The 17,868-nt window shown below is 44.3% G+C and carries 18 protein-coding genes and 1 tRNA gene; 11 read left to right on the top strand and 8 right to left on the bottom strand.

Annotated elements, in window-relative coordinates; genetic code table 11:
• Together ASV53_RS14505 and ASV53_RS14500 are read left to right on the top strand one after the other, a co-directional pair.
• Positions 1 to 77: transfer RNA gene (locus ASV53_RS14505), tRNA-Trp, on the top strand.
• Between the two features lie 20 nt (positions 78 to 97).
• Positions 98 to 505: a hypothetical protein gene (locus ASV53_RS14500; RefSeq protein WP_094957580.1), complete on the top strand. Its 408-nt coding sequence runs from the start codon at positions 98 to 100 to the stop codon at positions 503 to 505.
• Between the two features lie 37 nt (positions 506 to 542).
• On the opposite strand, the gene ASV53_RS14495 is transcribed toward ASV53_RS14500, so the two are convergent.
• Positions 543 to 872: a hypothetical protein gene (locus tag ASV53_RS14495; RefSeq protein ID WP_094957579.1), complete on the bottom strand. Its 330-nt coding sequence runs from the start codon at positions 870 to 872 to the stop codon at positions 543 to 545.
• Between the two features lie 155 nt (positions 873 to 1,027).
• Here ASV53_RS14495 and ASV53_RS14490 point away from each other — a divergent pair, with 155 nt between their 5' ends.
• Together ASV53_RS14490 and ASV53_RS14485 are read left to right on the top strand one after the other, a co-directional pair.
• On the top strand, positions 1,028 to 1,363 hold the full coding sequence (locus ASV53_RS14490) for a DUF1904 domain-containing protein (protein WP_094957578.1): 336 nt from the start codon (positions 1,028 to 1,030) through the stop codon (positions 1,361 to 1,363).
• 86 nt (positions 1,364 to 1,449) lie between these two features.
• Entirely contained in the window at positions 1,450 to 2,331 is an 882-nt protein-coding gene (locus ASV53_RS14485) for an endonuclease/exonuclease/phosphatase family protein (RefSeq protein WP_094957577.1), read from the top strand.
• Here the strand turns inward: ASV53_RS14485 and ASV53_RS14480 are convergent.
• The 3 genes from ASV53_RS14480 to gloB all read right to left on the bottom strand — a co-directional run bounded on the left by ASV53_RS14480 (position 2,294) and on the right by gloB (position 5,377).
• Positions 2,294 to 2,983, bottom strand: coding sequence for a YIP1 family protein (locus tag ASV53_RS14480; protein WP_094957576.1), 690 nt, complete (start codon positions 2,981 to 2,983; stop codon positions 2,294 to 2,296). The genes ASV53_RS14485 and ASV53_RS14480 overlap by 38 nt on opposite strands.
• Positions 2,980 to 4,548: a LysM peptidoglycan-binding domain-containing protein gene (locus ASV53_RS14475; protein WP_062690699.1), complete on the bottom strand. Its 1,569-nt coding sequence runs from the start codon at positions 4,546 to 4,548 to the stop codon at positions 2,980 to 2,982. Before ASV53_RS14475 ends, ASV53_RS14480 begins: the two co-directional genes overlap by 4 nt.
• 70 nt (positions 4,549 to 4,618) lie before the next feature.
• Positions 4,619 to 5,377 carry a hydroxyacylglutathione hydrolase gene (gloB, locus tag ASV53_RS14470; protein WP_062690700.1) on the bottom strand — a complete coding sequence of 253 codons (759 nt, stop codon included), beginning with the start codon at positions 5,375 to 5,377 and terminating at the stop codon, positions 4,619 to 4,621.
• Positions 5,378 to 5,416: 39 nt separating this feature from the next.
• On the opposite strand from gloB, the gene ASV53_RS14465 reads away from it, so the two are divergent.
• Positions 5,417 to 6,127: a methyltransferase domain-containing protein gene (locus ASV53_RS14465; RefSeq protein WP_094957575.1), complete on the top strand. Its 711-nt coding sequence runs from the start codon at positions 5,417 to 5,419 to the stop codon at positions 6,125 to 6,127.
• Here ASV53_RS14465 and rnhA read toward each other — a convergent pair.
• Positions 6,120 to 6,587 carry a ribonuclease HI gene (gene rnhA, locus ASV53_RS14460; RefSeq protein ID WP_094957574.1) on the bottom strand — a complete coding sequence of 156 codons (468 nt, stop codon included), beginning with the start codon at positions 6,585 to 6,587 and terminating at the stop codon, positions 6,120 to 6,122. The genes ASV53_RS14465 and rnhA overlap by 8 nt on opposite strands.
• Positions 6,588 to 6,638: 51 nt before the next feature.
• Here rnhA and dnaQ point away from each other — a divergent pair, with 51 nt between their 5' ends.
• Together dnaQ and ASV53_RS14450 are read left to right on the top strand one after the other, a co-directional pair.
• Positions 6,639 to 7,361 (top strand): DNA polymerase III subunit epsilon, encoded by a 723-nt coding sequence (gene dnaQ / locus ASV53_RS14455; RefSeq protein ID WP_062690702.1) that lies wholly within the window; start codon positions 6,639 to 6,641, stop codon positions 7,359 to 7,361.
• Positions 7,362 to 7,368: 7 nt separating this feature from the next.
• Positions 7,369 to 8,637 carry a TIGR03503 family protein gene (locus tag ASV53_RS14450; protein ID WP_094957573.1) on the top strand — a complete coding sequence of 423 codons (1,269 nt, stop codon included), beginning with the start codon at positions 7,369 to 7,371 and terminating at the stop codon, positions 8,635 to 8,637.
• Positions 8,638 to 8,720: 83 nt separating this feature from the next.
• Here ASV53_RS14450 and fadE read toward each other — a convergent pair whose 3' ends face one another.
• Complete coding sequence (gene fadE, locus ASV53_RS14445; RefSeq protein WP_094957572.1) at positions 8,721 to 11,174, bottom strand: acyl-CoA dehydrogenase FadE; 2,454 nt, start codon at positions 11,172 to 11,174, stop codon at positions 8,721 to 8,723.
• A gap of 486 nt (positions 11,175 to 11,660) precedes the next feature.
• Between fadE and dauA the strand changes: the two genes are divergently transcribed.
• The 3 genes from dauA to ASV53_RS14430 all read left to right on the top strand — a co-directional run bounded on the left by dauA (position 11,661) and on the right by ASV53_RS14430 (position 14,911).
• Positions 11,661 to 13,385, top strand: coding sequence for a C4-dicarboxylic acid transporter DauA (gene dauA / locus ASV53_RS14440; RefSeq protein WP_094957571.1), 1,725 nt, complete (start codon positions 11,661 to 11,663; stop codon positions 13,383 to 13,385).
• 62 nt (positions 13,386 to 13,447) lie between these two features.
• Positions 13,448 to 14,029, top strand: coding sequence for a D-sedoheptulose 7-phosphate isomerase (gene lpcA / locus ASV53_RS14435; protein ID WP_062690704.1), 582 nt, complete (start codon positions 13,448 to 13,450; stop codon positions 14,027 to 14,029).
• Between the two features lie 96 nt (positions 14,030 to 14,125).
• Positions 14,126 to 14,911 carry a class II glutamine amidotransferase gene (locus ASV53_RS14430; RefSeq protein ID WP_094957570.1) on the top strand — a complete coding sequence of 262 codons (786 nt, stop codon included), beginning with the start codon at positions 14,126 to 14,128 and terminating at the stop codon, positions 14,909 to 14,911.
• Positions 14,912 to 14,989: 78 nt separating this feature from the next.
• Here ASV53_RS14430 and purN read toward each other — a convergent pair whose 3' ends face one another.
• Together purN and purM are read right to left on the bottom strand one after the other, a co-directional pair.
• On the bottom strand, positions 14,990 to 15,634 hold the full coding sequence (purN, locus tag ASV53_RS14425; protein WP_094957569.1) for a phosphoribosylglycinamide formyltransferase: 645 nt from the start codon (positions 15,632 to 15,634) through the stop codon (positions 14,990 to 14,992).
• Positions 15,635 to 15,646: 12 nt separating this feature from the next.
• Complete coding sequence (purM, locus tag ASV53_RS14420; protein WP_062690707.1) at positions 15,647 to 16,687, bottom strand: phosphoribosylformylglycinamidine cyclo-ligase; 1,041 nt, start codon at positions 16,685 to 16,687, stop codon at positions 15,647 to 15,649.
• Positions 16,688 to 17,121: 434 nt separating this feature from the next.
• Between purM and upp the strand changes: the two genes are divergently transcribed.
• Positions 17,122 to 17,748, top strand: coding sequence for a uracil phosphoribosyltransferase (upp, locus tag ASV53_RS14415; protein WP_062690708.1), 627 nt, complete (start codon positions 17,122 to 17,124; stop codon positions 17,746 to 17,748).
• Positions 17,749 to 17,868: the final 120 nt, after the last annotated feature.

Below are 17,868 nucleotides of genomic sequence, written 5' to 3'. Positions count from 1 at the left end.
AGGGGTGTAGCTCCAATTGGCAGAGCAGCGGATTCCAAATCCGCGTGTTGGGAGTTCGAATCTCTCCACCCCTGCCATCTTTAAGGCTCTAGCAGAAATGCTGGAGCCTTTTTCGTTTTTGGTATTTAGTGCTCAGCAGCGGATTCACCGATACCGAAAATCAGCGCGTGTTGGGCGTTCGGATTTCTCCACTCCTGCCATCTTTAAGGCTCTAGCAGAAATGCTGGCGCCTTTTTCGTTTTTGATATTTAGTGCTCAGCAGCGGATTCACCGATACCGAAAATCAGCGCGTGTTGGGCGTTCGGATCTCTCCACCCCCGCCATATTTAAGGCTCTAGCAGAAATGCTGGCGCCTTTTTCTTTTTTGGTATTTAGTGCTAAGCAGCGGATTCACCGATACCGAAAATCAGCGCGTGTTGGGCGTTCGAATCTCTCCACCCCTGCCATCTTTAAGGCTCTAGCAGAGATGCTGGAGCCTTTTTCGTTTCTGTCATCTAGTTTGTAGTTAAATATAGGGGAGCACTTAACTAGTTAATTCCGCATTAAAACTTTGAGCATTGCACGTCTTCAGGCTTACAAAACATGTCATCGTTGGAGTCAGTGCACTGATCAATAATTTTTGCAATTGCTTGTCCACGACTCGTTGATCGCTCGCTGTATTCTTTGGTAAAGACGCTAAGTCGACATTGATACATATGCAGCCCAGAGTTGGTGTTCTGATTGTTGTTATTCAGTTGAATCTGAAGTTTATACACTTGCTGAGTCAGCTGGCTCACTTGGTACTCAAGTTCAGTGATGCGACGCTCATGATCAGTATTTGCATATGAAACAGGCGCAAATATTATGAATAGTAACGGTATAAACTTTTTCATAATTACTCATTAATTGTTCGATGTTTTATTGTTGGTTGGAGCTTAACAAAATTTGTGCTGAGGCAAAATAAACAATGATGATGATCTAAAGTTAGTGCGGGAAAAGCCTAGGAGGTGATATCTTGTGATTTTTATACGTAAATACTGGAACTATCATGCCTCACTTTCGTTTTCGTGCTATTGATGCGCAACATGTACAAGCGATTTCTACGCAGCTTGTTGATGCGTTACAGCCATTGATGAATTGCCCACGAGAAGATTTTACGATTGAGCATATTCCTTCAACATTCGTTTTTGATGGTGAAGTCTCTCAAGCATATCCTTTTGCAGAAGTTTTCTGGTTTGATCGTGGTCAAGAGGTTCAGGATGCTGTTGCCGTCCACATAACGGCATTAGTGCGTCAAGCTGTGGCGAATGATAGCCAAGATGTTGCTGTTATTTTTACGGCTCTGACGCCAAGTGCTTATTATGATAACGGCGAGCATTATTAATAGGCGCACGGTAAGATAAGTCGATAAGTGACGCTACTGTTAGATTAAGCATAAGTGCGAGCTTATGCTTTTTTATTGGAGATAAAATGGCGCGTTATATACGAATTTTAATTGTTGCTGGTGTTTTACTAGCTGCAGGTACTATAAGCTTTACAGAGTGGTCATTTAAGGTAACGCAAACCCCTGAGCTGGCGACTGACATTAAAACAGTGGTACCGGAATACTCCTATAATTGCATTACCAAACAAGGTGTTTTACCGCTTGATGTTGATGGTAAATTACATGTGACGGTGTGGAATATTTATAAGCAGCAAAGAGACAATTGGCAAGAAGCACTACAAGAATACAGTGCCGGTAGTCAGTTGGTACTGCTGCAAGAGGCGAACCTTACAACGGGTCTAGCGGATTACCTGCGTAGCGCTTCTTGGCAAGTTACTATGGCAAATGCGTTTAAGTTTTTAGATACGTCTGCGGGGGTTATGAATCTTTCGAAGACCAGTGCTAATAAAACCTGTGCTTATCTCTCTATGGAGCCTTGGCTACGGCTCCCTAAATCTGCACTGTTTGCTCGTTATCAATTATCCAATGGGCAAGAATTAGCTGTCGTTAACTTGCACGGTGTGAATTTTACCGTAGGAGTGGAGGAGTATGAGGAGCAGATGGTTAAACTGGAACGTGCATTAGCCACACATTCAGGGCCAATGATTTTAGCCGGAGATTTTAATAGTTGGCGTCAAGCAAGGTTAGATATTGTTGAGGCGATGACAGGACGGTTAGCTTTGCATGAGGTAAAACTTGGTAACGATCAACGGATCAAAATCCTAGGTCAACCACTTGATCACATGTATTACAGAGGGCTAGCACTGATACATGCGGAGGCACCATTAACAGATGCCTCCGATCATAATCCCATTATTGCGAGCTTTAAAATCAAGCCAACGCAATCATCAGTGGCCAAACAACAATAACCAGCAACCAAGGTAAAGCGGCAACGATGATCGCTTTTGCACGATCAAAATCAGTCCATGCGCCAACAGCTGCGTAGGTTAATGCTATATACCAAGGTGCTAATAAAGGCATGGTCGTCATGAATGGCGACCATGGATTATTTAGTGGCAATTTGAGTAAACCGTTCAAGCTGTTTAAATCTGCGGCATTTGGCAAAATGTTGGCAGGGTTAAACATAATATTGATGTAACTAGCGAAATCCCCAATCACAGATGGCATCATAATAAAGCACGATGCAGCCAACCATTTACCAAAACTGATCGTGTATTGGCTACCTTTCGTCGCAAGGTTAAGCCATAGTGCTAATATAAATAGGACGGCAGTACGACCAACTAGATCGCTAAATACCTCACCTGCGAGAAGCACTTCCTTAGTCAACCATGCTTGCTGAACATCATGCTCTACGTTACTTAGCTGTGCCGTTAGGGTTTGTTGGAGCCATGGTAAATCAACATTGTTGAAATAGGCTCCCCACATGGCGACAGAGCCAAATATGATCAGAATATACGCTAAAAGTGACCACTTCGGTCGTTCATGAATAGCCGCAAAACAGTCGATAGGTGAACGAAAAATATCCACTAAAGCTACGAGTGGGTTTTTAGACGGCGTCATACACTTACCTTAGTTACATCAACATACAGTTTGAGTTGTTGGCCTGGTTTTAGGTATTTTTGACCACTAAGTTGGTTCCATTTAACAACATCAGCGACTTTAACTTTATAACGTTTTGCAATCGTACTTAGGTTATCGCCTTGACGAATTTTGTAGTAAACAGTACGGATGATTTCACCGTCGTTACTGTCTTTCCAAATCGTTAATTTTTGACCGACACGTAGTGTTTTCTTTTTACTTAAACCATTCCACTTGGTTAATTGGTCGATGGATACATTCTGCTTGCGGGCAATGGTCCACAAGCTATCACCAGACTTGACCTTGTAGATTGTACGATAACCACCGCCATGGCTATTTTGGCTGCGAACTTGCTGAAGTGCTGTCGACAGTTGGCTACTTTCACCATCTTGAAGTGCAACAGGGATCAGGATGTGCTTACCAACACGAATGTTTGTATTATTCATGTTGTTTGCACGCTGGATCTGCTTCACTGATGTGTGGTTGCGCTTTGCCAATACGCTTAGAGAGTCACCAGATTTTACTTTATAGCGAACAACCTTCATGCCTTGGTGATTACTAGCTGCAAATTGCTTATTAAAACGAGCAACTTTATTGATTGGCAGTAGTAGGTCATTATTCTTATCTGGTGATGTCGCCCAAGAATTGTAGGCTGGATTCAGTTTTTGTAGATCCGCTGTTTTGATACCGGCATATCGCGCAGCCATGCCTAAATCCATCTGAATACCGGGCTTAACCACGGCAACAGCCGGTTTATTCGCTACCATTGGAATAGATAAACCATACTTCTTCTGGTTTTTAATCACATCAGCAACAGCATAGAGTTTAGGTACATAACCACTGGTTTCTTTGGGTAGGCTAAGTGACCAGAAGTCAGTTGGTTTACCTGCTGCTTTATTATTGCGGATTGCGCGAAATACTCGACCTTCACCTGTGTTGTAGGCGGCAAGTGCATGCTGCCAGTTACCATCAAACTTACGGTTAAGGTACTCTAGAAGGTCTAGCGCTGCCCGTGTTGACTCTACAACATCACGACGACCGTCATACCACCAGTTCTGCTCTAGGCCAAAGCTACGGCCTGTAGGGGGCGTAATTTGCCAAAGACCAGCAGCACGGCCATGAGAGTAGGCAAATTGGTCAAATGAGCTTTCAACAATCGGTAGTAAAGCGAGCTCGAGAGGAAGGTTTCGCTCCTCAACAGCTTCTACGATTAAGTATAAGAAAGGTTCTGCACGTTTCGCGACAGTTTCAAGATGAGTTGGGTGTTTGAGATACCAATTACGGTAGTGTCGAACATCTTTATTCTCGGGGATGGCATCAGTATCGATTTGCATGCCAATACGAAGCCACAAGTCTTCTTGTTCTTGTGGCGTGATGACTTTGATTTCTGGTTTGACAATAGGAGGAGTGACAACCGTTTTCGCGGGTTTAACCTGCGTTGAAGCCTCTTTGGGCTCTTGGTTTGTGTTTGCTTGTTCTTCTACTGTGTTCGTTAATTGGCAACCAGCCAGAAATAGCGCACTTGCTAAAAAAAATCGGGACTTCATTGTTCCTGCCTAAAGCCAAAATGGTTGGTGATAATACTTGCCCAACCACCTTAGTGACAAGTGACACAGGTCAAAATTCGTCTTTCCAACGGCGTAGCGCAGCGAAGGTTTCGAGGTCACTATCATTAACTGCTTTATCAGCAACACTTTTTTTGATGTTTGGCTGATCGCAGCGCAAGAAAGGATTTATTAATTTTTCTTGCCCCATTGTGGATGGGATGGTGCTAATGCCTTGTGCACGCTTACGGCTTACCTCTTCACGATAGCGCTGTAAGTGTGGATTTGTTTGTTCTGCCACGAGTGCGAAAGATAAATTGCTCGAGGTGTATTCATGAGAACAGTAAACTTCGGTCTCATCAGGTAATGCAGCCAGCTTTTGAAGTGAGTTAAACATTTGCTCAGGCGTGCCTTCAAATAAACGACCACAACCTGCAGAGAAGAGAGTATCACCACAGAAAAGCTTTTCATCACCCACATAGGCAACGTGCCCTAGAGTATGTCCTGGTAGGCCCAGAACCATAAAGCGCTCACCGAAAAGTTCGACCTGATCGCCATCAGACACGGACTGAGATATGCCTGGGATAGGTTCATTGGCTGGCCCAACGATATTACATTGGGGAGCGAAGCGCTTTAGTTCGCTAATTCCACCGATGTGGTCGTGATGATGGTGTGTCAGCAGGATGGCATCTAAAGTGAGCTGTTGTTCTTCTAATACCTTGATAACAGGGGTGGCATCACCAGGATCGACAACCACGCAATGATTATCTTGACTGTGAATTAGCCAGATGTAATTGTCATTAAATGCAGGTATGCTTTGAATCGTTAGCATTAAATTTGTCTCCAACCTTTAAGGTATTGAGCAATACATATGAAGCCAGCGCGGACATTAAAACATATTGAAGCGCCATACACTTGGTCTCAAGTGAAGCATGGCGAATGGATGGCAAAGCAGCTACAAGCTCATCTTGATGAGTGGTGCCCAAAACTGTTTGGCTATCATATGCTGAAACTTGGAGGGCTCAGTTGTGAACTCGCTAGTGGGCATTGTAACATTCAACATCAGGTATGTATTGATCAGTATAATCCGCTACATAACGTCATTGCGGACACACTGCACCTGCCCTTTCTAAAAAAATCGTTTGATACTTGTATACTCGCGCATCAACTTGATTATTGTAATGATCCACACCGTTTGTTGCGTGAAGTTGATCGCGTTATGGTAGATGATGGTTATTTGATTTTGACGGGGTCGAATCCAGTTAGTTGGCTTGGAGTCAAAGGCTTGCTGCCTTGGAACCGAAAGAAATACCCTTGGCGCGGGCAAATGTTCATGCCGATGCGGGTGAAAGACTGGCTTGGTGTGCTGAATTATGAAGTGGTTTATAGTGAAAAATTCGCGGTACTCCCTGCGACACGACACCTTGCATGTTCAGCATGGGCGGAAAGTGCGTTATCAGAGCACTTCCCATCACTAGGTGGTTTGTATTTTATTGTTGCACGAAAACGCACATACCCTTTGAAGCCTATTAAACCTACTTGGAAATTAAGACGTCAATTAGCACCACTACGTGTTAATTAGAGGCTTGATAGCCTTCATCTGGCTGAGTCGGAGACTCTGCTGCTGCACGCGCTAAATCATCACAGCGCTCATTTTCAGGATGGCCAGCATGCCCTTTCACCCAGTGCCAGTTAACAGTGTGGCGCTGGGTTTCAATATCGAGTTGTTGCCATAGATCTGCGTTTTTCACGGGTTTCTTATCTGCTGTTTTCCAGCCACGTTTTTTCCAGTTATGGATCCATTGCGTAATGCCTTGGCGAACATATTGGCTATCGGTGGTTAAATCAACCATGCAGGATTCTTTGAGGCTGGCTAAGCCTACAATTGCTGCAAGCAGTTCCATCCTGTTGTTTGTCGTCATAAAGTAGCCTGAGGAAAGCTCTTTTTCGTGTTGTTTATAGCGTAAAACAGTCCCGTATCCACCAGGCCCTGGGTTACCTAAACACGATCCATCAGTGAAAATGTCTACCTGCTTGGTCATATTTGATAGTATGCGTCTTAGAGAAAACTTGAGTCTGACACAATCGCCATTATGAAAAAAGCTACTGACCACCGAATTATTGTCTTCGATACCGAAACCACCGGTATGAATATGACAGGCCCACACTATGAGGGCCACCGTATTGTTGAAATTGGTGCTGTTGAGATCGTCAATCGCAAATTCACCGGTAATACGTTCCACGTTTATATCAAACCGGATCGCGCTATCGATGAAGAAGCCGTTGGTGTCCATGGTATCACCGATGAATTCTTGCTTGATAAGCCAACCTACGGCGACATCCATCAAGAGTTTATGGACTTTATCCAAGGGGCTGAGCTTGTCGCACATAACGCGCCCTTCGATATCGGTTTTATGGATTATGAGTTTAGTAAACTCAATGCGTCGATAGGTAAAACAGAAGATTTCTGTAAGGTTACAGATACCTTGGATATGGCGAAGAAGCTATTTCCTGGTAAGCGAAATAACCTAGATATCTTATGTTCGCGTTACGGTATCGATAACTCGCACCGAACTCTCCACGGCGCTTTGCTCGATGCCGAGATCCTCGCTGACGTTTATTTAATGATGACGGGTGGGCAAACCACCTTGGCATTAAGTGCTGACGGAAGTAATGAGGACGGTGTTGAAAAAGCCATCAAACGTTTAGCTTCTGGACGTAAAACATTAAAGGTTATCCGTGCATCTGCCGATGAATTAAAAGCGCATGAATTGCGTTTGGATGTGATCAAAGGTGACCCGATGTGGCGCCAGTAGGAGACGTATGCCACGGTTATTGATATTAGTGATATTTTTGCCTCTATTTTCTTGGGCTCAAGAAAGTACGCAAATGTCATGGCTTGATAACCGTTTCCGTGTCGATCCTACTGTCGATCAAGTGTCTTTTATGGTCAAGCGCGATATAGAAAGTAACTCTGTCGTGATCGTTCGGCCTGATGGCACCAAATATTATGCGTGGCGTCACCCTGATAACGTGTCGTGGTATGAGGAAAAGGGTGTTGATATTATATCGATAGAAAACCCGATGCCCGGACCATGGCAAGCTGTCGGGCGAGTAACGCCCAAAAATAAAATAGATGTATTATCTAATCTTCGACTTGATATTGATGATCTGCCGTCTCGTTTGTATCAATCGGAAACCCTCAAATTTACCGCTCGTTTGCTTCAAGGTGACAAGTTACTGACTTCTAGAGATTTTCTTGATCGAGTGAAGCTTCAAGTTGAGTTGCTAGAGTATGTTGAGAACCCTGACTCTCTTCCTGAAAAATCCAGACCAAGCCCAATTATTTTGGGTGAGTTTGCTGATGATGGTATTGGTTTTGATGAATACCCTGGGGACGGTGTTTTTACTGTCGCGCTACCAATAGACATTCAACCGGGGAAATATCGAGTTCGAGTTTCGTCTCGTAATGGTATTTTTCTGCGTACATTTGAGCAGCAAGTGTTAATTTATCCACCGCCATTAACCGCCGATTTTATTCAAGGTCGTGATCAAATAGAGCCTCACCAGTTTGTGATTACGCCGGAAATGGGCGCTGTTGTGCCTGGATCTTTAGCTGCCCATATTGAACAAATCGATCCCGAAGGCAAATCGACGATCACGCAAGGTCATGCGACGGGCGAGCAAGAAGGATTGAAAATCATTATCCCTAATCTTGGCGAACCGGGGCAGTATGGTTGGTCTGGTTGGTTATATGCGACAGACTTATTAAATAATCGTGAGTTGATTTTTGGTTTACCTAAAAAACATTTTGCAATACAAGCAGAGCTGCAATTGGATCGAAACTTGGAAGATTTTCGTCATCAGCAGCAATTAAAAGCACAAGCAGAAGAAGATGCCCGTTTGGCTGTGGAGCAGGCGCTGGCTCGCTCTAAGGCGATGAAAGTGATTATTGGCAGTAATATTGCGTTGGTTATCTTAGTCGTAGCTGGTGGCTTTATATGGCGAAAATGGAAAACCAAAAAAGTGATCGCTCAAGCTTTAGATGAAGTTGAAAGTGATGATGAAGATGAAAGTGTTAAACCTGCATAATCTGATAATGAGAATAAAAGAAGGGAAGCCGAAGCTTCCCTTTTTTGATCGCGCGGTGTAACTACTTCTATGTCGGCTGAATACTATGCGGCATTACCCATAGGCTTGTCAGCTTGTAATGGAGCTGCTGCAAGTTCTTGTGGGTCAAAGTCATCGACGTTGATGGTACGGAGTCGACCGACTTCAGCTTTACGTAGGAGCTCTGCTTCTTGCTCGTTAATTGCATTCAGACTTAAACCAGTATCTGCTAGCTTATCAAGTTGCATGAATGGGTATTTTTTACCTGCAGCTTGGCAGACGCGATCATAGATAGGCTCAGCGGCGAGAATATCTTTCAGCGCTTGTTCCATCATACCCACGGCATTATTTTCTACCGCTTCGAGGAACTGCCCTCGTCCTAAACGACTACGGCTTTCACAAGGCGTTTGTAAAATACGTGCTACTTTATGGTCTAGTTTATCCGTTGGTTTTTGGCGTCCAAGTCCCATAGGGAAGAGTACGATGCGCAGTAATCCAGCGACAGGACGATTAGGAAAATTACGTAAGAATTGATCCAAGGCTTGCTCTGTCTGGTAGAGCGAATCTTGCATGCCCCAATGTACTAGAGGTAGGTCATCTTTTTTCTCACCTTCTTCGCTAAAACGCTTCAGTGTGGCTGAAGAAAGATATAGTTGGCTGAGTATGTCGCCTAGTCGTGCAGAGAGGCGCTCTTTACGTTTCAGTGAACCACCCAACACAACCATGGATATATCAGCAAGTAGTGCGAGGTTGGCACTATAGCGGTTGAGCTGTTGATAATAACGGGCAGTTTCATCTTTACGCGGTGTATTAGAACCTCGCCCATCAGTCAGACCAAACCAGAAAGAACGGATGACGTTACTGATAACAAAGCCGACGTGGCCAAAGAGCGATTGATCAAAATCGTTCAGCGCTTGTTCTTCGTTATCGTTGTACGCCGCATTCATTTCTGCAAGGACATATGGGTGGCAACGGATAGCCCCTTGACCAAAGATAATCATCGAGCGAGTCAGGATGTTGGCACCTTCAACGGTCACGGCAATCGGAGCACCTTGATAGCCTCGAGCAAGGAAGTTACTCGGCCCCATACAGATACCCTTACCGCCAGCGATATCCATTGCATCAATGACACTTTGTTGGCTGCGGTGGGTACAGTGGTATTTCACTATTGCAGAAATAACGGATGGTTTTTCACCAAGGTCGATTCCAGCAACAGTCAGACTGCTGGCTGCATCCATCACATAAGTATTACCGGCAATACGTGCTAGCGGTTCTTCAATGCCTTCCATTTTACCGATAGGTAATTTGAATTGACGACGAATACGCGCATAGGCACCCGTTGCTAAAGCCGCTGTTTTTAACCCCCCTGTTGCATTTGATGGCAGAGTAATACCGCGACCAACAGATAAACATTCGACCAACATACGCCAGCCTTGGCCTGCCATTTCTTGGCCACCAATGATGAAGCTAATTGGAACAAAGACTTTTTCACCTTGGGTTGGACCATTTTGGAATGGCACATTCAGTGGGAAGTGACGACGACCAATTTTAACACCATGAATGTCAGTTGGAATGAGGGCACAGGTAATCCCTAAATCTTCTTCGTTTCCGAGGTGGTGCTCTGGGTCGAACAGCTTAAATGCCAGGCCAAGCACCGTCGCGACTGGCGCAAGGGTGATGTAACGTTTGTTCCACGTGAGTTCCATACCAAGTACTTCTTCGCCTTGCCACATCCCTTTTTTGACAATCCCAAAATCAGGGATAGATCCTGCATCAGAGCCCGCTTCTGGGCTTGTAAGCGCAAAACATGGAATTTCTTTACCTTCCGCAAGGCGAGGTAAGTAGTGGTTTTTCTGTTCTTCAGTTCCGTAGTGTTGCAATAGTTCACCAGGGCCCAAAGAGTTTGGAACGCCTACAGTTGACGATAAGACACCGGATACACCAGTCAGTTTTTGCAGTACCAGCGATTGTGCATAGGCTGAATAGTCTAAACCGCCATATTCTTTTTTGATGATCATGGCGAAGAATTTGTGATCTTTTAAGTATTGCCAGATCTCAGGTGGTAGATCAGCCAGCTCATGAGTGATTTGGTAGTCATTGGTCATGCGGCAGACTTCGTTGACTGGGCCGTCAAGGAATGCTTTCTCTTCTGCGCTTAGACGGGGGGCCGGAATATCATGCATTTTGTTCCAGTCAGGTGCGCCGCGAAATAAATCAGCTTCCCACCATACCGTACCCGCATCGATGGCTTCCTTTTCGGTGCGGGACATTTCTGGCATCACTTTTTTAAACATACCTAACGCAGGTTTGCTTAAGAGTTGTTTACGAAGCGAGGTAATGTTTAGAGGGATAGCGATGGCTAAAAAGATTAACCAGCTAAATTGACCGGCCACATCGAGCACGGTGCCGATGGCTAGGCCTGCTGCAATAGCAAGCGTGAAGGTGCGTAGGTTCGCGCGATGGTAGGCGAGTAACCCGATTAAACCGATCAGACCGAGCAGGTACACAAAAGTGACCATGGTGATTCTCCTTAATCTTGGTGCGACTAATTTTAATTATGTTTGTCGTTGTAGGTACGTTTTATGCTAGGTAAGAGGTCTTACCACTTGTGATAATTGTAATTGTTTTTTTAACAAAATGTAAAATACTTTTCTGCTCTGAAAGTGAACAGTTACATAACCAGTTGTAGTTAAGGCCTTGCTATCACTGGGGTTGACTGAGATCAGTAAGATGCATTTTTGACCTTGCTAAAAAACCTAATAGGTCTAACATACGCATATCTTGTGATGTTGCTCACGTTCCTGAGTCGCTTGTTTTTTCGTCATATCCCCATGCTTCCTTGCTTAAGTGTGTTGATTGTTCGTTTAGCTACTCATCCTCAGTGACAATATCTACCTATATTTGTTGCCTTACCCGAACTCCGACTGACACATGCCCGCCGGAATCCCTCTCTCGGGTGGACAGCTATTTCTGTTGAATCTGTTGCTTAATTGCAGGAGCTCGTAGTGTTGTTATTTCATGCTTTACGCCAAGCGTGGGACGAAGGCTTTTCTTCTTCCAAAATTCGTGCTGATTTAATTGCGGGTATTACCGTAGGTGTTGTGGCTATTCCATTGGGGATGGCACTGGCAATCGCAGTCGGTGTTCCTCCGCAACACGGCCTATATACGGTTATTGTGGCAGGTTTATTGGCTGCATTATTTGGTGGTTCACGTTTTAATATTTCGGGACCAACCGCGGCGTTTGTCGTTATTTTATTGCCTATTACTCAACAATACGGTTTATCCGGTTTAATGCTGGCGACGTTAATGTCGGGCATGATTCTGGTACTAATGGGGATCTTACGCTTAGGTCAGTTGGTCGCATATGTGCCATACCCTGTTACGACGGGCTTTACGGCGGGTATTGGCTTGGTGATTGCGTTTTTGCAGTTGAAAGATTTACTTGGTCTACATGTGGCAACGAACCCAGTACATTTTCCTGAAAAAGTGATGGCTTACGCGCAGGCACTACCTTCAACAAACGGAGCGGATGCAGCTGTAGGTTTTGCTACGATTGCGATTTTTATTGGTTGGGCCAAACTAAAAACGCGTATTCCACCACACGTTGTAGCCTTACTAGCAGGTACTGTTATTGCCTTAGTTGTGAATAACATGACGGGGGCGCATGTTGGTTTATTGGGTGAAAAATTCCAATACCAGATCGGTGACTTAATTGGCCAAGGTATTCCTCAAGTATTACCACAATTTACCTTACCTTGGAGTGCTGATGGCATGAATTGGCAGCTGGTGGTTGATTTGTTACCAGCGGCATTCACCATCGCAATGCTAGGTTGTATTGAGTCTTTACTGTGTGCCGTTGTTGCCGATGGTATGACAGGTAAAAAACATAACCCAGACGCTGAATTAGTAGGGCAGGGCATTGCGAATATGGTCGTGCCATTTTTTGGTGGTATTCCAGCAACAGCCGCTATTGCGCGTACTGCAACTAACATTCGTGCTGGTGCATTCTCGCCAGTTTCTGCCATTGTTCATGCATTGTTTGTGCTGACAGCGATGATTGTGCTGGCACCTGCGTTATCGTATATCCCGATGAGTGCATTAGCGGGTTTACTTATTATGGTTGCTTGGAATATGTCTGAAGCACCACATTTTGTACATACCTTAAAAGTTGCGCCACGCCGTGATGTTGCTGTGCTGCTAACATGCTTTAGCTTAACCGTCGTATTTGACATGGTTGTTGCCGTTGTTGTGGGTTTACTGCTTGCTGGGGTGTTGTTTATTCATCGTATCGCTAGCTTAACAACTGTGTCAGTTGCTAAGTCTCATCCACACCTTGAGTTAGGTGATGATGTTGTGGTTTATGATATTAATGGCCCGCTCTTTTTTGCGGCTAGCGAAAAAGCCTTTGCGGTAATAGATAATGCGTTAACGGGCACTCGTGCTGTGGTCTTAGATTTTTCGGATGTGACGACCATAGATATTACGGCGATCCATGCATTAGAAAATGCAGTTGATCGTATTCGTGATTACCCTGTTTATTTCTATGGTGTTGCACCGCATGTCGGTACAAAACTGAGCAATGCAGGTGTTTTTGCGGGTGAAAATATTGCGTTAGTGGCGGATGTTGCATCATTACGTAAGCAATTAGCGCAAAACGCTGACAATGTCTCGGTTCAGGAGTCGACACCCTCGACTGTTTCTTTGTACACTGCTGATACTGGCGCGTAATAATGAAGGGTCGCGTGCGGCCCTATAGATGCGTGCATTAACGAATAATAAGAGAATAGCCTATGTACCAAGATCTAATTCGTGCAGAGCTAACCGAAGCTGCTGACGTACTGAACCACTTTTTAAGTGATGATAAAAACATGGCCGACATTGAAGCCGCTGCTAAGCTATTGGCTGCGTCATTCAAACAAGGTGGTAAAGTATTATCATGTGGTAATGGTGGCTCTCACTGCGATGCTATGCACTTCGCTGAAGAGTTGACAGGTCGCTACCGTGAGAACCGTCCAGGCTACCCTGGTATCGCGATTTCAGATCCAAGTCATCTATCGTGTGTAAGTAATGATTTTGGCTACGACTACGTATTCTCACGTTACCTTGAAGCTGTTGGCTCAAAGGGTGATGTGTTGTTTGGTCTATCAACATCAGGCAATTCAGGTAATATTTTAAAAGCGATTGAAGCTGCACATGCGAAAGGCATGAAAGTGATTGCGTTAACCGGTAAAGACGGCGGCAAAATGGCGGGTCTTGCCGATGTTGAAATTCGTGTACCACATTTTGGCTTTGCTGACCGAATTCAAGAAGTACATATTAAGATCATTCATATCTTAATCATGCTAGTTGAAAAGGAAATGGTTGCGGAATAACCCTTTTACTTGAGGTTAGTTGGCTGACCGAGTACAACTAACCTCGTGTGAAGAGTTCTTACGTTTAGCTTTTAAGAAAAAAGGGCATAAAGGAATATGTGTGAATTGCTTGGCATGAGCGCCAATGTGCCAACCGATATCTGCTTCAGCTTTACAGGCTTGATGCAGCGGGGTGGAAATACCGGCCCACATCGTGATGGTTGGGGAATTACGTTTTACGAAGGTAAAGGCTTTCGTACGTTTAAAGACCCGAATCCAAGCTGTAAATCACGTATTGCTGAATTGGTACAGGAATATCCAATAAAAAGCTGTGCTGTGGTCAGCCACATTCGTCAGGCGAATCGCGGTGGTGTGTGTTTAGAAAATACCCATCCATTTACGCGAGAGTTGTGGGGACGTTATTGGACATTTGCTCATAATGGGCAATTGACTGATTACCAGCTATTAGCAACGGGTCGTTTTCAGCCTGTCGGCGATACGGATAGTGAGATGGCTTTCTGTTGGTTACTTAATCAGCTTGAAGCGAAGTTTTCTCAACGCCCAACAGATCCTGATGAACTGTATGGCTTTATGGCAACGTGTTGCGATGAACTGCGTAAACTTGGGGTATATAATATGCTGCTAAGTGACGGGGATGATGTGGTGACATATTGCACCAATAACCTTCATTGGATTACCCGTCGAGCGCCATTTGGCCAAGCGTCATTGATTGATGAAGATGTCACGATAGATTTTAATCAAGAAACAACTCCGAATGATGTTGTGACCGTGATAGCTACTCAGCCACTCACGAATGATGAAAATTGGCATAAAATGGCCGTTGGTGAAATGAATGTATTCCACTTTGGTGAGCCGATTTTTAACCGGGTGGCATCAAAGTAAACGCGTTATTTGAATCATAAAAAAACGCAGTCAATGTAAATTGACTGCGTTTTTTATTATTTATCGTTCGAATGGATATTAATCGTCAGCAGCATAGCCATGCGAAGCTAAGGTATTACCGTCTAAAGAGGCTTGCCCATCGATCATTGCTAGGCGTTCATTGATAAACCAATGTGCGACTAATGGGTAGATGCGATGCTCTTGCTCTTGCACGCGTGAAAAAATATTGTCCACAGTGTCATCTGCAAAGATCGGCACTTTAGCTTGTAAAATCACAGGACCACCATCAAGCTCTTCAGTGACGAAGTGAACACTGGTACCGTGTTCCGTATCGCCTGCATCTAATGCACGCTGGTGGGTATGAAGCCCCGGATACTTAGGTAATAGCGAAGGATGAATGTTAATCATCTTCCCTTGATAATGACGCACAAAGTCGCCACTTAGGATCCGCATAAAACCAGCAAGGATAATTAAATCAGGCTGATAGGCATCGATTTTTTCAATCATTGCCTTATCAAAGGTTTCTCTGTCACTAAAATTAGCCGCAGAGACATGTAAAGCATCGACATTAGCCTGTCGTGCTCGCTCTAAACCATAGGCGTCAGCTTTGTTTGATAGCACCGCGGCTACTTTTGCATTCGCGATGGTACTATTTTCACAAGCATCTAAAATTGCCTGTAGGTTTGAGCCATTTCCTGAGATCAGGACAACGATATTTTTCATTGCCGTACTGCCTTACTTAATTTCTACTTGCTCTTCGCCAGCTTCAACATTTGCAATTTCACCCAGCAGCCAAGCGTTTTCGCCTTCAGCTGTTAGGATCTCGATTGCTTGTGCTGCTTGCTCTTGAGGTAGAGCGATAACAAGACCAACACCACAGTTAAAGGTACGGTACATTTCGTACGTTTCAACGTTACCTGCTTGCTGTAGCCAGTTGAAAATAGCAGGCCACTGCCAGCTTGAACCGTCAACAACTGCTTTTGTTCCTTCTGGTAGTACGCGTGGGATATTTTCCCAGAAACCACCACCAGTGATGTGTGAAATAGCGTGAACATCACAGCTTTCCATCATCTTAAGCGTAGATTTAACGTAGATTTTAGTTGGCGTTAGCAGGTGTTCTGCCAGTGACTTGCCTTCTAGTTCTTCGTTAAGGTCTGCATTTGAAACTTCGATGATCTTACGAATTAACGAGTAACCGTTAGAGTGTGGGCCACTTGAGCCAACTGCGATTAGCGCATCGCCAGCTTTTACTTTCGTACCATCGATAACTTCTGATTTCTCAGCAACACCCACACAGAAACCTGCAACGTCGTAGTCTTCGCCGTGGTACATGCCTGGCATTTCCGCCGTTTCACCACCAATCAAAGAACAACCTGATTGCACACAGCCTTCACCAATACCGGCAACAACTGCAGCTGCTGTATCGATATCAAGTTTACCTGTTGCATAGTAATCAAGGAAGAATAGAGGTTCTGCGCCTTGAACGATAAGGTCGTTCACACACATAGCAACAAGGTCAATACCAATGGTATCGTGTTGTTTCAGATCCATCGCAAGACGTAGTTTAGTCCCTACGCCATCGGTGCCTGATACCAATACTGGCTCTTTATATTTAGTCGGTAGGGAGCACAATGCCCCAAAACCACCAATACCGCCCATCACTTCAGGACGACGAGTGCGTTTAACCACACCTTTAATACGATCAACCAACGCATTACCTGCATCGATATCAACACCAGCATCTTTATAACTAAGAGAAGAATTATTGCCGCTCACAAGAGTTTCCTCACGGTATGTACACCAAACACATTAAATAATCGTACTGATTAGGCCATTATTTAATGGGGCTGAAGTAGAAATCGTGGGTATGATAACAGCAGTCGTGGCGGAAAGGGAAACGTTTGCGTCAATATTTTTGGTTTGCGAATTTCTCGTGAATATCGATGATATTTTAAGCGTAGCCCTGTGGTGAGCATTGGTGATGAAAAAACTGCGTAAGAGAATGGATGATCATTTATGTATAGCGTTTTAATTCTGCTGTGTCTGTTGATTCATTTTTTAGAGATATAAACCTTCCTGAGACAAACGTTTGCTTAAAGAAGCAACAAACACACAAAAAAAGCGTGTTTAAGTGAATGAGTCGCTAAAATTTAGGAAGGTATCGTGTACAATAGCGCGATTTTATATTTTTTTGCTGTTAGGAGTCATAGATGAAAGTCGTTGAGGTTAAACACCCACTTGTTAAACATAAGATTGGCCTTATGCGTGAAGGTGATATCAGCACTAAGCGTTTCCGTGAATTAGCAACGGAAGTTGGTAGCTTGCTGACTTATGAAGCAACGGCAGACTTCGAGACGGAAAAAGTGACAATTGAAGGCTGGAACGGTCCAGTTGAAATTGATCAATTGAAAGGTAAAAAAGTAACAGTTGTGCCTATTCTTCGTGCAGGTCTTGGCATGATGGACGGCGTACTTGAGCACATGCCAAGTGCACGTATCAGCGTTGTCGGTATCTACCGTGACGAAGAAACACTAGAGCCAGTACCTTACTTCAACAAACTAGCATCAAACATTGATGAGCGTATCGCTCTTGTTGTTGATCCTATGCTAGCAACTGGCGGTTCTATGATTGCAACACTTGATCTTCTTAAAGAGCAAGGCTGTAAATCATTCAAAGTGCTTGTACTTGTTGCTGCGCCAGAAGGTATTGCTGCACTAGAAAAAGCACACCCAGATGTAGAGCTATATACTGCAGCTATCGATGAGAAGCTTAATGATAAAGGCTACATCGTACCTGGTCTTGGTGATGCAGGTGATAAAATCTTCGGCACTAAATAAGCCGAATTGATTTTACGCATAATAAAAAGCCGAACCTTGGTTCTAATGCCGTTCACTTAAGGTGAGCGGCTTTCTTATTTTTGGCATATCGTTGAGGTCTTGGTTTTACCGTTCTTGGGA

Origin of the sequence: Photobacterium sanguinicancri (assembly GCF_002265265.1) — a bacterium.
Taxonomy (GTDB): Bacteria; Pseudomonadota; Gammaproteobacteria; order Enterobacterales; family Vibrionaceae; genus Photobacterium; species Photobacterium sanguinicancri.
The sequence above is the reverse complement of the archived record's forward strand: the minus strand, read 5'-3'. Positions and strand labels throughout refer to the sequence as shown.

Excerpts from the sequence above, each read along its gene's own strand:
- ASV53_RS14500 (WP_094957580.1), top strand. The coding sequence starts at position 98 with ATGCTGGAGCCTTTTTCGTTTTTGGTATTTAGTGCTCAGCAGCGGATT.
- ASV53_RS14495 (WP_094957579.1), bottom strand. The coding sequence starts at position 872 with ATGAAAAAGTTTATACCGTTACTATTCATAATATTTGCGCCTGTTTCA.
- ASV53_RS14490 (WP_094957578.1), top strand. The coding sequence starts at position 1,028 with ATGCCTCACTTTCGTTTTCGTGCTATTGATGCGCAACATGTACAAGCG.
- ASV53_RS14485 (WP_094957577.1), top strand. The coding sequence starts at position 1,450 with ATGGCGCGTTATATACGAATTTTAATTGTTGCTGGTGTTTTACTAGCT.
- ASV53_RS14480 (WP_094957576.1), bottom strand. The coding sequence starts at position 2,983 with ATGACGCCGTCTAAAAACCCACTCGTAGCTTTAGTGGATATTTTTCGT.
- ASV53_RS14475 (WP_062690699.1), bottom strand. The coding sequence starts at position 4,548 with ATGAAGTCCCGATTTTTTTTAGCAAGTGCGCTATTTCTGGCTGGTTGC.
- gloB (WP_062690700.1), bottom strand. The coding sequence starts at position 5,377 with ATGCTAACGATTCAAAGCATACCTGCATTTAATGACAATTACATCTGG.
- ASV53_RS14465 (WP_094957575.1), top strand. The coding sequence starts at position 5,417 with ATGAAGCCAGCGCGGACATTAAAACATATTGAAGCGCCATACACTTGG.
- rnhA (WP_094957574.1), bottom strand. The coding sequence starts at position 6,587 with ATGACCAAGCAGGTAGACATTTTCACTGATGGATCGTGTTTAGGTAAC.
- dnaQ (WP_062690702.1), top strand. The coding sequence starts at position 6,639 with ATGAAAAAAGCTACTGACCACCGAATTATTGTCTTCGATACCGAAACC.
- ASV53_RS14450 (WP_094957573.1), top strand. The coding sequence starts at position 7,369 with ATGCCACGGTTATTGATATTAGTGATATTTTTGCCTCTATTTTCTTGG.
- fadE (WP_094957572.1), bottom strand. The coding sequence starts at position 11,174 with ATGGTCACTTTTGTGTACCTGCTCGGTCTGATCGGTTTAATCGGGTTA.
- lpcA (WP_062690704.1), top strand. The coding sequence starts at position 13,448 with ATGTACCAAGATCTAATTCGTGCAGAGCTAACCGAAGCTGCTGACGTA.
- ASV53_RS14430 (WP_094957570.1), top strand. The coding sequence starts at position 14,126 with ATGTGTGAATTGCTTGGCATGAGCGCCAATGTGCCAACCGATATCTGC.
- purN (WP_094957569.1), bottom strand. The coding sequence starts at position 15,634 with ATGAAAAATATCGTTGTCCTGATCTCAGGAAATGGCTCAAACCTACAG.
- upp (WP_062690708.1), top strand. The coding sequence starts at position 17,122 with ATGAAAGTCGTTGAGGTTAAACACCCACTTGTTAAACATAAGATTGGC.